Origin of the sequence: Pseudomonas duriflava, assembly GCF_007830155.1 — a bacterium.
Lineage (GTDB): Bacteria > Pseudomonadota > Gammaproteobacteria > Pseudomonadales > Pseudomonadaceae > Chryseomonas > Chryseomonas duriflava.
The window spans coordinates 191,009-206,083 of record NZ_VLKY01000006.1; the positions used below are offsets into that span (position 1 = coordinate 191,009).

The 15,075-nt window shown below is 54.0% G+C and carries 12 protein-coding genes; 7 read left to right on the forward strand and 5 right to left on the reverse strand.

What is annotated here, in order from left to right; genetic code table 11:
- Positions 1 to 204, forward strand: a complete 204-nt coding sequence (locus IQ22_RS10575; protein ID WP_145141516.1) for a YbdD/YjiX family protein — start codon at positions 1 to 3, stop codon at positions 202 to 204.
- 67 nt (positions 205 to 271) lie between these two features.
- Entirely contained in the window at positions 272 to 1,258 is a 987-nt protein-coding gene (gene yjiA / locus IQ22_RS10580; protein ID WP_145141518.1) for a GTPase, read from the forward strand.
- Between the two features lie 44 nt (positions 1,259 to 1,302).
- Here the strand turns inward: yjiA and glyA are convergent, their stop codons facing one another.
- A complete protein-coding gene (gene glyA, locus IQ22_RS10585) occupies positions 1,303 to 2,556 on the reverse strand; it encodes a serine hydroxymethyltransferase (RefSeq protein WP_145141520.1) in 1,254 nt (417 codons plus the stop codon).
- 164 nt (positions 2,557 to 2,720) lie between these two features.
- Positions 2,721 to 6,938, reverse strand: a complete 4,218-nt coding sequence (locus IQ22_RS10590) for an EAL domain-containing protein (protein ID WP_145141522.1) — start codon at positions 6,936 to 6,938, stop codon at positions 2,721 to 2,723.
- 271 nt (positions 6,939 to 7,209) lie between these two features.
- On the opposite strand from IQ22_RS10590, the gene ettA reads away from it, so the two are divergent.
- Positions 7,210 to 8,874, forward strand: a complete 1,665-nt coding sequence (gene ettA / locus IQ22_RS10595) for an energy-dependent translational throttle protein EttA (protein WP_145141524.1) — start codon at positions 7,210 to 7,212, stop codon at positions 8,872 to 8,874.
- A gap of 57 nt (positions 8,875 to 8,931) precedes the next feature.
- Here the strand turns inward: ettA and IQ22_RS10600 are convergent, their stop codons facing one another.
- From IQ22_RS10600 to IQ22_RS10610, 3 genes are all read right to left on the reverse strand, one after another.
- Positions 8,932 to 9,429 (reverse strand): gluconokinase, encoded by a 498-nt coding sequence (locus tag IQ22_RS10600; RefSeq protein WP_145141527.1) that lies wholly within the window; start codon positions 9,427 to 9,429, stop codon positions 8,932 to 8,934.
- Between the two features lie 36 nt (positions 9,430 to 9,465).
- A complete protein-coding gene (rhtA, locus tag IQ22_RS10605) occupies positions 9,466 to 10,359 on the reverse strand; it encodes a threonine/homoserine exporter RhtA (RefSeq protein WP_145141529.1) in 894 nt (297 codons plus the stop codon).
- Positions 10,360 to 10,494: 135 nt separating this feature from the next.
- Positions 10,495 to 10,866, reverse strand: coding sequence for a hypothetical protein (locus IQ22_RS10610; protein WP_145141531.1), 372 nt, complete (start codon positions 10,864 to 10,866; stop codon positions 10,495 to 10,497).
- Between the two features lie 271 nt (positions 10,867 to 11,137).
- Here IQ22_RS10610 and IQ22_RS10615 point away from each other — a divergent pair, with 271 nt between their 5' ends.
- The 4 genes from IQ22_RS10615 (at position 11,138) to IQ22_RS10630 (ending at position 15,021) form a co-directional block, all read left to right on the forward strand.
- Entirely contained in the window at positions 11,138 to 13,570 is a 2,433-nt protein-coding gene (locus IQ22_RS10615; RefSeq protein WP_145141533.1) for a Lon protease family protein, read from the forward strand.
- Between the two features lie 149 nt (positions 13,571 to 13,719).
- Entirely contained in the window at positions 13,720 to 14,061 is a 342-nt protein-coding gene (locus IQ22_RS10620) for a PA4575 family protein (RefSeq protein WP_145141535.1), read from the forward strand.
- Between the two features lie 109 nt (positions 14,062 to 14,170).
- Positions 14,171 to 14,665, forward strand: a complete 495-nt coding sequence (locus IQ22_RS10625) for a TIGR00645 family protein (protein ID WP_145141537.1) — start codon at positions 14,171 to 14,173, stop codon at positions 14,663 to 14,665.
- A 38-nt stretch (positions 14,666 to 14,703) separates the two neighbouring features.
- Positions 14,704 to 15,021, forward strand: coding sequence for a DUF6482 family protein (locus tag IQ22_RS10630; protein WP_145141539.1), 318 nt, complete (start codon positions 14,704 to 14,706; stop codon positions 15,019 to 15,021).
- The last annotated feature ends 54 nt before the right edge of the window (positions 15,022 to 15,075 follow it).

Below are 15,075 nucleotides of genomic sequence, written 5' to 3' on the forward strand. Positions count from 1 at the left end.
ATGTTCAATGATCTCGCTAATCTAGGGAAATATCTGGGACAGGCCGCTCGACTTATGGTCGGTATGCCGGATTACGACACCTATGTCGAGCATATGCGCGGCAAACACCCAGATTTGCCGGTCATGAGTTACGAAGAGTTCTTTCGTGAGCGGCAGGAAGCACGTTATGGTGGCGGTAAGGGCAAGACCTTCCGCTGCTGTTGAGTCTGTTGAGACGTCATCTATCTACGGGTCAGACATTTAATCTGGCCCGTTTTATTTAGGGCCGCTTATGTCTACATCACCTATTCCTGTAACGGTTCTGACCGGCTTTCTTGGCGCTGGCAAGACGACTCTGCTGCGTTACCTGCTTGAGGGTGACCATGGGCTTAAGATCGCTGTTATTGAAAACGAATTCAGCGAGGCTGATATCGATAGCGCTTTATTAGGCGACAAGGCCGTTCGTATCGTGAAGGTAGCTAACGGTTGCGTGTGCTGTACAGGCAGCAAGGACCTTTCGTATGCACTGACCATATTGTTGGAGCAACTCGACCAAGGCGAGATTGAGTTTGATCGATTGGTGATCGAATGCACTGGTCTAGCCGATCCAGGCCCGGTTGCCCAGACCTTCTTCATGGATGAGGAACTACGCGAGCGTTACTTGCTGGATGGGATCATCACTTTGGTAGACGCAGCTCATGCCCAGGAGCAATTATCCAGACCAATTGCTCAGGCTCAGGTAGGTTTTGCTGATCGTTTGCTCGTCAGTAAACGCGACCTTGTGGATGAGACAGCTTTTGAGGCCTTGTGCGAGCGTTTACAGCGTATTAATCGAAGGGCACCGATTCATGTGGTAGAGCATGGCCGAGTCGACCTGAGCGTTCTGCTCGATATTCGCGGCTTCAACCTGAACGATCAGCTGGATCGTCAGGCGCTTTTTCGCCCATTAACGCCTGCGCGTGCCGAAAAGCCGGATAGCATCACTTCGTTAGCGCTTAAAGCGGAGCACCCGCTGGATATCGAGCAGGCCAGCCGTTTTATGGAGGGTGTACTTGAGCGACATGGCAGTAACCTGCTGCGCTACAAGGGGATTCTCAGTATTGCCGGAGAACCCAGAAGGCTCTTGTTCCAGGGTGTGCAGCGTCTTTACGGCGCGGACTGGGACCGGGAATGGGAAGAAGGCGAAGTACGTGAAAGCGTCATCGTCTTTATCGGCATGGATCTACCGGAGGTGGAGCTGCGAGAAGGATTCGAAGCAGCGCAAATCAAAGGCGTATAAAAAAGCCCGGCTAATAAAGCCGGGCTTTTTATTAAAGCTTTACCTTACTGACCGTAAACCGGCAGCTTGGCGCAAATTGCCTTGACCTTCTCACGTACGCCATCAATCACAGACTCGTCGCCCATGTTGTCGAGGATGTCGCAGATCCAGCCAGCCAGCTCGCGGCACTCGGCTTCCTTAAAACCACGGGTTGTGACAGCAGGAGTACCGATACGCAGACCAGAGGTCACGAACGGAGAACGCGGATCGTTCGGGACAGAGTTCTTGTTCACGGTAATGAAGGCGCGGCCCAGGGCGGCGTCAGCATCCTTACCCGTGATGTCCTGTTTGATCAAGGACAGCAGGAACAGGTGGTTTTGGGTACCACCGGAGACCACATCAAAACCACGCTGGATAAATACCTCAGACATGGCCTGAGCGTTTTTGATGACCTGCTGCTGATATTCCTTGAACTCAGGGGCCAAGGCTTCCTTGAAACATACGGCTTTGGCAGCGATTACGTGCATCAGCGGGCCGCCTTGGGCGCCCGGGAACACGGCCGAGTTCAGCTTCTTCTCGATTTCCTCATTGGCCTTGGCCAGGATCAGGCCGCCACGGGGACCGCGCAGGGTCTTGTGCGTGGTAGTGGTTACAACATCGGCGAACGGAATCGGGTTCGGGTAGATGCCCGCTGCGACCAGACCAGCAAAGTGAGCCATGTCAACGAACAGGTAAGCACCCACTTTGTCCGCGATCTCGCGGAAACGGGCAAAGTCCAGGACCTGGGAGTAGGCAGAATAGCCTGCCACGATCATCTTGGGTTTATGCTCGACAGCCAGGCGCTCGACTTCATCGTAGTCGATCAAGCCGTTTTCGTTGATGCCGTACTGGACCGCATTATAGATTTTTCCAGAAGAGCTGACGCTGGCACCATGGGTCAGGTGACCACCGTGGGCCAGGCTCATACCCAGAATAGTATCGCCGGGTTGCAGCAGTGCCAGGTAAACGGCGGAGTTGGCCTGAGAACCGGCGTGCGGCTGGACGTTGGCATAGTCAGCGCCAAACAGCTGTTTGGCACGGTCGATAGCCAGCTGCTCGACCACATCGACAAACTCGCAGCCACCGTAGTAACGCTTGTGCGGATAGCCTTCGGCATACTTGTTGGTCAGAACCGAACCCTGGGCTTCCATGACGGCCGGGCTGGTGTAGTTTTCCGAAGCAATCAGTTCGATATGATCTTCCTGACGCTGGGCTTCCTGTTCCATGGCGGCATACAGATCGGCGTCGAAACGGGAAAGGGTTAGGTCACGGCTGAACATGGTGTTCCCCTGCGGTTGCGGCTGGCTGGGCTAAAAAGAGCACGCATTCTATCGCAAACCCTGACTTTCTGGGTATGAGCGCCTGTCATGCCGCTGTCGCAGGTTATTCATGCTGTCCAGACAGGCATTGCCTGCCGGATAACAGCAATCATCGAGGCAAAGGGTTAGAAAAACGCGTTATTCACGTGTGTTTTAATTCGGTCAGGCGTCATAGGCTTGGCAAAAAAATAGCCTTGTACTTCATCGCAGCCATGATCACGCAGGAATTGGAGTTGAGCTTCAGTTTCAACCCCTTCGGCGATGACCGAAAGGTTTAGGCTATGCGCCATGGCGATGATGGCCCGGGCAATCTGACCATCCTGTTCGCCATAAGGGAGGCCATCGACAAAGCTGCGGTCAATCTTGAGGATATCGATAGGCAACTGTTTCAGGTAATTAAGTGACGAATAACCCGTTCCGAAGTCGTCTACCGCAATACAAACCCCTAATTGTTTAAGGCGACCCAAAATACTCAGGGCTTCGCTGACATCCTGCATCAGAATGCTTTCGGTCAACTCCAGTTCAAGACAGGCCGGTGGCAGGTTTACGTCTGCCAGGATCTGCGCAATACGCTCGCCAAGCTGCCCATCAGTAAACTGCCGGGCGGATAGATTGACCGAAACCTTTGGAATACGGACCCGGTCGTTGTGCCAGTCCTTGAGCTGTCGACACGCCTCGCGAATGACCCAGTCGCCCACATGCATGATCAGACCGGTTTCTTCCAGGACTGGAATAAAGTCGGCAGGAGGCACATCACCCCGACGTGGATGCTGCCAGCGCAGCAAGGCTTCGACGCCGGTCAGGCGGCCATTCTCGCTTCGGTACTGAGGCTGATAGTATAGTTTGAACTCGTTTTGTAGTAGCGCATGGCGGAGGTCGGATTCTAGCTCCAGGCGTTCCAGCGCACGTGCGTTCATTTCGGTCTGATAGAACTGGAAGTTGTTCTTGCCCATATCCTTGGCGTGATACATCGCTGTATCGGCGTTCTTCATCAATTGGCTGAGCTCGCTGCCATCCTGCGGCGAGAGAGCAATCCCAATACTGGCGCTAACAAAGAACTCGCGCCCTTCGAGTATGAAGGCCTCAGACAAGCTTTCCAGGATCTGCTCCGCTACCCGTATTGCACAGGCTAACGCCGTTTCGCGACTTTCAAGATTGGCCAGTAGCAGAGTGAACTCATCGCCACCCATACGGGCTACACTATCTTCTGTACCAACGCATGAGGTCAGTCGCATGGCAACTTCCTTAAGCATACGATCACCCGCTGCGTGACCGAGCGAGTCATTGATCGGCTTGAAGCGGTCCAGATCCAGGAACATCAAGACAACCCAACTCGAATGCTTGGCGGCTTGCTGTAGTGCCAGATGCAATCGGTCTTGAAACAGCGTGCGGTTTGGTAACAGCGTCAAGGCGTCATAGTAGGCCAAGCGGTGAATACGCCGCTCACTGGCCTTGCGTTCGCTAATATCGACGAAGAACCAGACGAAACTCACCAGGTCGCCTTCATCGTCACGTACTGCCGTGATGCCAACCCAGGATGGATAAGGTTCGCCATCCTTGCGCTTCTGCCAGAGTTCGCCCTCCCAGCTATCTGTGTTGGCGAGCTGTGTCATGACGTCATGGAGCAGGTCGACTTCTTGCTGGTCGGCACACAACTTGTCGGGCAATTGATCCATGATGTCATGCGGCTCGAACCCGGTCATGCGGGTAAACGTCTTGTTGATCCGGACGATATAGCCAGCCGGGTCGGTTACTAGAATGGCCGCAGCCGAATGATCAAACACTGTGGCTGCCATGCGCATGTCCTTGTCAGCCTTGCGCTGCGCTGAAACATTGCGGCAGATACCCAGTAAGCCCTCGAAGCGGCCATGCTCGTCCCAGAGCATTTCCAGACGCAGCTCGACGTGTAATTTGTGACCATTAGCGTGCAGGCAGTCGACAACAGTAACCAGACCCGGTTCTTGGCGTAGTTCTGCCATCAGACGTGGTGAGTCCTTGGCTTGGCGCAAGCGCTTGGTCAACAGCCGGACCTTGTGCAAGGGCTGGGTGTTGGTAATGAATTCAAGCGGATTGATCTGGTGTAGGGTTTCTAAACTGTAACCCAGTAGATCCTCGGCTGAGGCACTGATGTAATCCATGTTTAGCTGGGCATCGGTGGTATAGATCACATCCCCTAAGCCTTCCGCCAGCAGGCGATAGCGGCGTTCCTTATCACGCAACAGATCATTGGCCGTTACCATATCGGTCACATCCAGTGCCAGGCCAATGATTTTGGTAACTTGACCTCGGCTATTACGCTGGAAGCTCTGCTCACGGAGATCGAACCAACGCCACGAGCCGTTCCGGTGCCGCCAGCGCACCAGGCAGTCGGTGACCTGTCCCGGCCCGATGATCTGACGCATGCTTTGCAAGCGGCCGTATAGCTCACTGTCGTCGGGGTGCAACAGCTTCAGGCGGTAATCGTCACCCAGGGCGTCCAGTTCGGTCGAGTCATAGCCTAACTTAAGACCCAACGGGTGGTTTTTATAGACGAGCGCACGTGTTTCGAGGTCATAGGTATACAGTGTGTCAGGTGCTGCACTGACCAGATCGGACCAGAATTTTTCTCGCTCAATCAATGACAACTCCATACGCCGGCGACTGGAAATGTCATTGATGCTGAGGGGAACGGCCTCATAACCCACTTCAGCCGAGGGGAGATGCATCGACAGCCACAAAAAGCGCTCACCTTGTGGCGTCTGCAGGCGTGTCTCAATGTCTAGGGCTCGCTGGCCGGAAATGAGGGCCGCAATCATCTTCATGCGCTTACCCTGCGGGTGCGGCATTGCTTGCCCGATCAGACTGGCCTGTACATCCTCCAAATTTTCAAGGCCAAGCAGGGCAAGCGCGACTTGATTGATTTCCGTAACGCGAATGAAGCCCAGCAGTGTCATGCTGTCATGCGGATTCGTATCGAGCCAGGCGTGAAGGCTTTCTACATCCAGTAGGTTACGTTCGGCCAAATAACGATGGAGTTCGGACAAATCAAAAATGCAAAGCCCTGTGCTGACGCCTTCAAAAATATTCTGATAGCGCTGTCGGGTATGTTCGACCGTATCGAGTATCTTTTGCTGCTCCGTAACGTCACGCAGAACCCAAACATGACTACCGTGTAAAGGGTGCTGGTCGCGTAGCGTACTGGAAATGACAGCGTGCTCATCAAGACCGTAGCAATCAAGGGAAAATTGACGCACTAAGCCTTCCTGTTCAAGTGCCAACAGGGTTTCCTTAGATCGAGCGTTCTGGATGGTGTCCAGGTCGACATCGGGCAAAAGTTGAGCAAGCTTATGTTGGTTCGCGTGAGCCGGGTCAATACCAAACAGGCGGGACGCTTGCTGGTTCAGGTATAGCAAGTGGCCGTCAGGGTAGGTTACGAGGATACGTTCCTCGACAACATTCAGGGCTTGAGATGCCAAACGCAGGTTTCGGCGAGAAGAGGCGGTAGCGGCATGCAGGCCACGCTGCTCGCGTTGCAAAAAGAACAATAGCGTTAAGAAGGCGATCGCCAGAACAAGCAAGCCTAGCCATTCACCCGAGTGGATTATCTTCCAGACGCCGGAATTCTCCTGCTGCAGGCGATACCCTAACAGGACCCAATCGGTGTGCCTTAACGTGATACTGCTGATGGGCTCGGCTTCAGGCAAAGACTGCTTGATGACATTCAGGTCTTGGCCGCTACTGAACAGTGGTTTACCGGTCAACTGGTCCGAGATAATCCAGGTGGTTTCCTGGAAATGTTTCCTATCTATCAAGGCTGACTTAGTTGTTAGCTGGCCCTCAATAATCCACCAACCCGATAGGCCCCGATGCTGGGCTGCAAGCAATGCATAGTAGGTACCCTTATCCCCATTGCTATAGCTGTAGTAAAAGGGATGGTCTTGTATACGCGAGACAAGCCTTTGAACAAGTGGTTTATCGCGGACTGCCAAGGTCTCGGCAGGCGTACCAGCAGGTAGCCAATGGGCGGCTCTCAAGCCAGGATAAATCTTGCGAAGCCGGTCAGTGACACTAGAATCAGGATTGCCCAGCGTGGGCGTAGCCGCATCTAGCAACGACAGCGCCGCATCGGCTTTGAATTCAAGCTCTTGATTAAGGCGCTCGGCTATTGCCGAAACGAATAGCCGAGACTGTTTTCGAAGAAAAGCATCCTGCTGGTCCGTCTGGCGATGCAATTGCCAGAATAACAAGCCAAATAGCACGATCAGCAGCATGACCAACACGCCGCGCAGGAGGCGTCGGGTCGGTGGCGTGCTCGGCTCGCCTTGCAGGGGTGGGGTGGAAACAGAAGGTGCGGGCGAGTACATTCCGGAAAACTCGTGATTGCGAGACTACAGGTTTATCGCAGGCAACAGGATGACCGGATTTTCATCGAGGCGCCAGAGGTCTTCCATCTGGCGGATTACGCCTTCATCTATTAGCGATGATCGTCCACGACAGAGAGATCCTTTACTATTTTCGTATGGCTTTCATGATTGGCATGTGACAGCTCATCACGCCAAGAGGCCGGGGCTTCGACAGCAGAGCCCTGTCCCGCCATACTATTCGCCACATTTGCATCGGTACCAAGGTTAATCCATGGCTCAATACGTCTACTCTATGCATCGGGTCAGCAAGATCGTGCCCCCGAAGCGCGAGATTCTAAAAGATATTTCCCTGTCTTTCTTTCCGGGCGCGAAAATTGGCGTTCTAGGTCTAAACGGCGCGGGTAAGTCTACTTTGTTGCGCATCATGGCTGGCGTCGACACCGAAATCGATGGTGAGGCTCGGCCGATGCCCGGCATCAATGTAGGCTATCTGCCACAGGAGCCGCAGCTAGATCCTAGCAAAACAGTACGCGAGATTGTCGAAGAAGCCGTTGGCGCCATTAAAGAGGCCCAGGATCGTCTGAACGAAGTCTATGCCGCTTATGCTGAGCCGGACGCCGATTTTGATGCCCTGGCGGCTGAACAGGCCCGCCTGGAAGCTATCATCCAAGCGTCTGATGGTCACAATCTGGAGCGCCAGCTGGAAGTTGCGGCCGATGCGCTGCGCCTGCCGCCGTGGGATTCCAAAATCGAGCACCTGTCTGGTGGCGAGAAGCGTCGTGTGGCTCTGTGCCGCCTGCTGTTGTCTGCTCCAGACATGCTGCTGCTGGACGAGCCGACAAACCACCTCGATGCTGACTCGGTTGCCTGGCTAGAGCACTTCCTGCACGATTTCCCCGGTACAGTGGTTGCCATTACCCACGACCGCTATTTCCTGGATAACGTTGCCGGCTGGATTCTTGAGCTTGACCGTGGACACGGTATCCCGTTCGAGGGCAATTACTCGGGCTGGCTGGAGTCCAAGGCCAACCGTCTAGCACAGGAAGCCAAGCAGGAAGCTGCACATCAGAAGGCCATGAAGGCGGAATTGGAGTGGGTGCGCTCCGGCGCTAAGGCCCGCCAGTCCAAATCCAAGGCTCGTTTGCAGCGTTTCGAGGAAATGCAGTCCCAAGAGTTTCAAAAGCGCAGCGAGACCAACGAGATCTATATCCCGGCTGGACCGCGTCTGGGTGACAAGGTTATCGAGTTTCATAACGTCACCAAGGGATATGGTGATCGCGTCCTGATCGATAACCTGAGTTTCAGCGTGCCCAAAGGTGCCATCGTGGGCGTGATCGGCGGTAACGGTGCGGGTAAGTCCACCTTGTTCCGCATGATCACCGGTAAGGAGCAGCCCGATTCAGGCACTATCGAAATCGGTGAAACCGTCAAGATTGCCAGTGTCGATCAGAGCCGCGATAGCCTGGAAGGCAACAAGACTGTCTGGGAGCAGGTTTCTGACGGCCTGGACATGATCCGCGTGGGTAACTACGAGGTGCCGTCGCGGGGTTATGTCGGCCGCTTCAACTTTAAGGGTGCCGACCAGCAGAAATTCGTAAAGGATCTCTCTGGCGGTGAGCGTGGACGTCTGCACATGGCCCTGACCCTGAAGCAGGGCGGCAACGTGCTGCTGCTCGACGAACCGTCCAACGACTTGGACATCGAAACGTTGCGTGCGCTGGAAGAGGCCTTGCTGGATTTCCCCGGTACGGCCATTGTGATTTCCCACGACCGCTGGTTCCTTGACCGGATCGCCACCCATATCCTGTCTTATGAGGATAATTCTCAGGTGGTGTTCTTCGAAGGCAACTACACCGAGTACGAAGCCGATCGCAAGAAGCGCCTGGGTGATGCGGCTGCACAGCCCAAGCGGGTGAAATACAAAAAACTGACTTGATAGGTTAGTTGGCCGAGGCCCGAGACAGATGCTCAAAAGCGCATGTCTCGGGCTTTGTCATAAGCGCTGCCCGCTTTGCCGAATAATCGATTCGATAATCTCGGTAGGTGACTGGCGAATATCCATTAACAGGGCTTCTTCGTGTGTAGGCGGCTCTAATGTTTCGATCTGGCTGTGTAGCAAACGCGGATCGAAGAAGTGCCCACGGCGATTCCCGATTCGTTCAGCCAAGACGTCAACCGGTCCGTTGAGAAAGACCAGCACAGTGTTTGACGTGGCCGTTTGTAAACGCTCCCGATACGCTTTCTTGAGCGCCGAGCAGGCAAATACATGGTTCTGTTTCTGATCGTACGCCTTTTGCATGGCTGCCCGGATCTCATCCAGCCAGGGCCAGCGGTCTTCATCCGTCAACGCAATGCCCTGCGCCATCTTTTGTTTGTTGGCGTTGCTATGAAACTCATCCGCATCCGAAAAGGGGCAGCCTAAGCGCTTGGCCAGACCTTCACCAATTGTGGTCTTGCCACTGCCGGATACTCCCATAATCAAAAAAATCATTCATCCTCCTATAGTTTTGGCGACACGCTCAGACATTCAAGGGGCTGCTACTGTCTCTACCGGAGCCGCCGCTTGCTTGATTGTTAATGTCGCTCCAATCGAGGCGATAACGATACACAGCAGGGCAAACCATTGCGCCAGGGTAAGGGTTTCATTGAGAAACACGAAGCCTGACAATGCGCCGAGTGCAGGGGACAGGCTCATCAGTGTGCCGAAGGTTTGCGAGGGCAGGCGCGTCAGAGCCTGCATCTCGAGAGCATAGGGAATGGCGGACGACAGAATAGCCACAGTGAGCACCACCGGCAGAAGGGTAGGGTCGAGCAGTCGGCTGCCGGCCTGGAAAACACCCACCGGGAAAATAACCAATGCAGCAACTGTCGAGCCCAAGGCTACCGTTGCAGCACCATAGGTTGCTCCAGCTTTTTTACCAAACACGATATAAAGCGCCCAGCATAACCCGGCCAGCAAGGCAAAGACGGCCCCAAGCGGGTCAACACCGCCAGCGGCATGCCCAATCGGAAGCAGCAGATAAAGGCCGATTACGGCCAGTATGATCCAGACGAAATCGATCAGGCGACGTGAGGCGAACATGGCTACAGCCAGAGGGCCGGTAAATTCGATGGCTACTGCGATACCAATAGGAATGCGCTGCATGGCGAGATAAATGGACAGATTCATGACACCTAACGCTACACCATAACCAATTAGTGTTTTCCAGGCATTCCCGCGGGCTAACGCCTTCCATGGGCGCATGACAACCAACAGAATCAGCGCAGAAAACAACAGGCGCAAGGCCGTAACGCCCTCAGGTCCTAAAACCGGGAAAAGGCTTTTGGCCAGGCTGGCGCTGCTTTGAATCGATGTCATTGAAATCAATAGCAGCAAAACAGGATATAGAGACAACAGCCATTTGGAGTCTGATCGAAGCATGCTCTTACCATTACAAGGTTTCCATGAGCATTAGCAGAACGGTAGAGTAAAGGCTAGCACTTCTACTTTTCTGGTTTGCTTACCTGGCGTGGCGACTACAATTTTGTATCGCCACTGTCAGCAAACGGCACTGCATCAGTCTTGCGGGCTGGTTCCGTGTAACGCACGAATTTTGTCCTGACGCTTGCTGCGCTCCCAGTCCTCGTCGCGCTCACGGTCGCGGGTATCATAATAGCGACGACGTTGCTCATTATCAGCCGTGACTACACATTGCTTGTAACCATCCTCCCATCCCATCGCATAGTGCCGCTCCCTGTCGTAACGTGCGACATCCTTGTAAGAGGCTCCGATGCCATTAACGGCCTGCTTGCCGGTCAGGCAACCCTCATGATAGCCATCGGCATAAGCCGGTGGGTATCCCTGCTGGATAAGCTGTTCGTGATAGCTCTGGCATCCAGCTAGGCCAAGCAGCAAGGCCATAAGCCCGTAACGTCTGAAAGCTGACATGATCGACACTCCTCGCAGTCAATGCACGTGAGCGCAGTGACAGAGTAGAGGCAGGCCCACTGCGCATGACCAGGTTTCAAGAGACATGCCGAACGTCTCTCGCACTTATCTACAAGCATAGGTCAAGCGTAGGCACTTCCATGTTGTAAATTCGTCAAAAGGATGTAGCCGCTTCGTGCCTGCGGCCAGACAAGGAAACGATGCCTTGCTTCTGGCAGGCAGGCAGCGCCAGAATGCGGACAGATATGTCTGACCGACACAAGGATTTCTGATGCATGATCCCGTAGCTGCCGGCCTGCGCCTGGCACCTGACGAATTAACCCGTCCCTTCGATCCTTCCCAATTGTCCTTTTTCACTACTGATGAGCTAGACCCGTTCCGCGGCATCCTAGGACAGGAGCGCGCAGTGGAAGCCCTGCAGTTTGGTGTTGCCATGCCGAGGCCGGGCTATAACGTCTTTGTAATGGGGGAGCCCGGTACGGGACGGTTCTCGTTCGTGCAACGCTTTTTGCGGGCCGAAGGTAAGCGCCTGCCTACGCCCTCCGACTGGGCCTATCTCAATCATTTCGACGAACCTCGTGAGCCACGAGCCGTAGAGTTGCCGCCTGGCCAGGGTGAAGACTTCTCCCAGGATATCAACCAGCTTATCGATAACCTTCTGTCTACCTTTCCTGCCGTTTTTGAACACCCGGCTTATCAGCAGAAGAAAAGCGCCATCGATAGATCCTTCAATCAGCGGTACGACCAAGCCCTGGACACGGTAGAACGTGCTGCGCTAGAGAAAAGCATTGCGCTTTATCGGGATAGCAACAACATTGCCTTTACGCCTATGAAAGAGGGCAAGGCGTTGGATGAAACCGATTTTGCTCAGCTGCCAGAAGAGGAGCGCGAACGCTTCCATGCTGATATCTCGGCCCTTGAAGAGCGTCTCAACGAAGAATTGGCCAGCTTGCCGCAATGGCGAAGGGAATCAAGTAACGAGCTGCGCCGCCTGAACGAAGAAACCATTACCCTTGCTCTACAGCCGCTGCTAGCGCCTCTGGTTGAGAAATACAACGAGAACCCTGGCGTCTGTGCCTATTTACAGGCCATGCAGGTGGATCTACTAAAAACCGTCGTCGATTCCCTGGTAGATGATTCCAAAACTGATACGCAGCGGCGCAAGGACCTGATCGAGCAATACCTGCCTAATCTGGCTATTGCGCATCATTCTACCGGTGGTGCGCCCGTGATCTTCGAGCCGCATCCGACCTACGACAACCTGTTTGGGCGTATTGAATACAGTTCGGAGCAGGGCGCGCTTTATACCAGCTATCGTCAGTTGCGCCCTGGGGCGTTGCATCGTGCCAATGGTGGTTTTCTCATCGTCGAGGCTGAAAAGCTGCTAACCGAGCCCTTCGTGTGGGATGCGCTCAAACGTGCCCTGCACTCGCGGCAGTTGAAGATGGAGTCCCCGCTGGCAGATCTGGGCCGCTTCGCGACCATTAGCCTGACGCCTCAGGTTATTCCCTTGCATATCAAGGTCATCATTATTGGTTCTCGCAATATCTATTACACGTTGCAAGAGCTCGATCCGGATTTCCAGGAAATGTTTCGGGTTCTGGTCGACTTTGATGAAGAAATTCCCCTGCGTGAGGAAAGCCTTGAGCAGTTCGCTCAGTTACTCAAGACACGAACCTCTGAAGAAGGCATGGCGCCTTTAACCGCGTCGGCTGTCGCACGTCTTGCCACCTACAGCGCGCGCTTGGCAGAACACCAAGGGCGGCTGTCGGCACGTATTGGCGACTTGTTTCAGCTAGTCAGCGAAGCCGATTTTATTCGTCAGCTAGCTGGCGATGAAGTAACAGACCGCGGCCATGTCGAGCGTGCGCTAAAGGCCAAGGAGACCCGAACGGGCCGAGTTTCTGCCCGTGTGCTAGATGACATGCTCTCCGGCCTCATTCTGATTGATACCGAAGGTGCGGCTGTAGGCAAGTGTAATGGTCTGACGGTGCTGGAGGTAGCGGATTCCGCCTTTGGTATGCCGGCTCGGATCTCGGCTACGGTGTATCCCGGCGCTAGTGGCATCCTCGATATCGAGCGGGAGGTCAGCCTTGGACAGCCTATTCACTCGAAAGGCGTAATGATCCTTACTGGTTATCTGGGGAGTCGCTATGCTCAGGAGTTTCCGCTGGCTATTTCCGCCAGCATCGCCCTGGAGCAGTCCTACGGCTATGTAGATGGTGACAGCGCCTCCCTGGGCGAGGCGTGCACATTGATTTCGGCCCTGTCGCGAACACCGCTTAAACAATGTTTCGCCATTACCGGATCGATCAATCAGTTTGGCGAGGTTCAGGCAGTCGGAGGCGTCAATGAAAAAATTGAAGGCTTTTTCCGCTTGTGCGATGCGCGAGGGTTGACCGGCGAGCAAGGTGTCATCATTCCGCGGGCAAATGTTACCAACCTTATGCTGGACGAGCGGGTTGTAGACGCCGTTAGGGAGGGGCGCTTCCATATTTATGCCGTGCGGCAGGCTGATGAGGCCTTGAGTTTGCTGGTGGGCGAGCCGGCTGGCTCGCCCGACGCTCATGGTAATTTCCCGGCCGGTAGCGTTAACGCTCGGGTAGTGGAGCGGCTCAAGGACATCGCTGAATTAGAGTTAGAAGATGAACTAGCCGACAAATTGAAAGATAAAAGCAAAAAGACGTCGAAAGACGAGAACTGAAGGCGAAACCAGCTGGTCGGAAAGGTATGAAAAGCGCTATGGAGAGCATCCATAGCGCACCGGCTGGCTTGTGTTGCTGCTGACCGGTTATCGACTCGATAACCTAGGGCACGACAGGCTTATTAGAAGAATAGTTCGAGGAAGATGCCATGTCTCGCAGCATCACTCTGATTCGCCCCTGTCTAGGTCTTGTTACCCGTATAGAATGCGAAGTGAAACCATTGGCTCATCAACCGGGCATGTGGACCCTTCTCTGCGCAGCGGGGCTTTCGGGGCAGCAGCCAACCGCCATTAAGGCGCAAGGGCCTTTCCATGGTCCTGTTGTGGCTGAAGCGGTTATGACGGCTATTGCCGACAATCTGCAGGAACAGGGGTATGTTCCTGCCTCTGATCCACAGATTTGGCGTTTGCATATTCAGGCCGAACTGCGGCGTATGAATGGTGAGCGTGCCCAGCCTGTGCTGAATTATCAGATTCGTCCTGAACTCTGAATGCAGGCTGCGAAAACCTACTCGGCCAACCTGTTTAGCGGCGGGAAGTGATTTTTCCGCCGAGTAGCCATCGGTATACTCGCCAGCCCGATTCTGACGAGCAAGTATCATGGAACGCTTTATCGAAAAGACAATGTACGCTGCCCGCTGGCTTTTAGCCCCTATCTATTTTGGGCTATCCCTAGCGCTAGTTATGTTAACGCTAAAATTCTTTCAGGAAATCTTTCATCTCCTGCCGCATATTTTTGAGCAAACCGAGGCCGATCTCATTCTATTGGTGCTCTCATTGATTGATATGTCATTAGTCGGTGGTTTGCTCGTTATGGTGATGCTGTCAGGCTATGAGAATTTCGTTTCTCAGCTTGATATCGCAGATGACAAAGAAAAGTTGAGCTGGTTAGGCAAGATGGATTCCAGCTCCTTAAAAAACAAGGTAGCGGCTTCCATTGTGGCCATTTCCTCGATTCATCTGCTACGCATCTTCATGGATGCCAAGAACATTGATACCGACTATTTAAAGTGGTACGTCATTATCCACCTGACATTCGTCGTTTCGGCTTTTGCCATGGGTTACCTCGATAGGCTTACCCGGCACGATCACTAATAACATCCTCAACTTGCGATAGGCAGCGAGGTAATGCCATGACGCTTTCCGAATTGCAGGCACTGGCTAGGGCCGGGCAAATCGCAGAGCTGAACCTTCTGTCATTGGAAGGCGGCTTCTACATTTTGGATATTCATGCCTATGAACGACGGGATCGTCTGCAGGACGACTCTGGAAAAACATGGCACCTGCGTTCACCAGGGCACGCCCGGTATGTCTTGCGCGATTTGCCCGAAGTACCTTTTTACCTCGTGCAGCACTCGGCTTACGACGAAATGGTAGGAGCAGCGCCTAGCAGTGAGGCACCCTTGAAAACGCCCTTAAGTCTTTGGCAGGCCGATAAGGATACTCTTTAGGCTGATCCTTTGACCTGTCGCATGATGTGATAGGCTGGCCGTTTTACTTGTGAG

What these genes read in the sequence shown, in the direction of transcription:
- yjiA (WP_145141518.1), top strand. Translation starts at nt 272, where the DNA reads ATGTCTACATCACCTATTCCTGTAACGGTTCTGACCGGCTTTCTTGGC.
- IQ22_RS10610 (WP_145141531.1), bottom strand. Translation starts at nt 10,866, where the DNA reads ATGTCAGCTTTCAGACGTTACGGGCTTATGGCCTTGCTGCTTGGCCTA.
- IQ22_RS10615 (WP_145141533.1), top strand. Translation starts at nt 11,138, where the DNA reads ATGCATGATCCCGTAGCTGCCGGCCTGCGCCTGGCACCTGACGAATTA.
- IQ22_RS10600 (WP_145141527.1), bottom strand. Translation starts at nt 9,429, where the DNA reads ATGATTTTTTTGATTATGGGAGTATCCGGCAGTGGCAAGACCACAATT.
- glyA (WP_145141520.1), bottom strand. Translation starts at nt 2,556, where the DNA reads ATGTTCAGCCGTGACCTAACCCTTTCCCGTTTCGACGCCGATCTGTAT.
- IQ22_RS10590 (WP_145141522.1), bottom strand. Translation starts at nt 6,938, where the DNA reads ATGTACTCGCCCGCACCTTCTGTTTCCACCCCACCCCTGCAAGGCGAG.
- IQ22_RS10625 (WP_145141537.1), top strand. Translation starts at nt 14,171, where the DNA reads ATGGAACGCTTTATCGAAAAGACAATGTACGCTGCCCGCTGGCTTTTA.
- IQ22_RS10620 (WP_145141535.1), top strand. Translation starts at nt 13,720, where the DNA reads ATGTCTCGCAGCATCACTCTGATTCGCCCCTGTCTAGGTCTTGTTACC.
- ettA (WP_145141524.1), top strand. Translation starts at nt 7,210, where the DNA reads ATGGCTCAATACGTCTACTCTATGCATCGGGTCAGCAAGATCGTGCCC.
- IQ22_RS10630 (WP_145141539.1), top strand. Translation starts at nt 14,704, where the DNA reads ATGACGCTTTCCGAATTGCAGGCACTGGCTAGGGCCGGGCAAATCGCA.
- rhtA (WP_145141529.1), bottom strand. Translation starts at nt 10,359, where the DNA reads ATGCTTCGATCAGACTCCAAATGGCTGTTGTCTCTATATCCTGTTTTG.
- IQ22_RS10575 (WP_145141516.1), top strand. Translation starts at nt 1, where the DNA reads ATGTTCAATGATCTCGCTAATCTAGGGAAATATCTGGGACAGGCCGCT.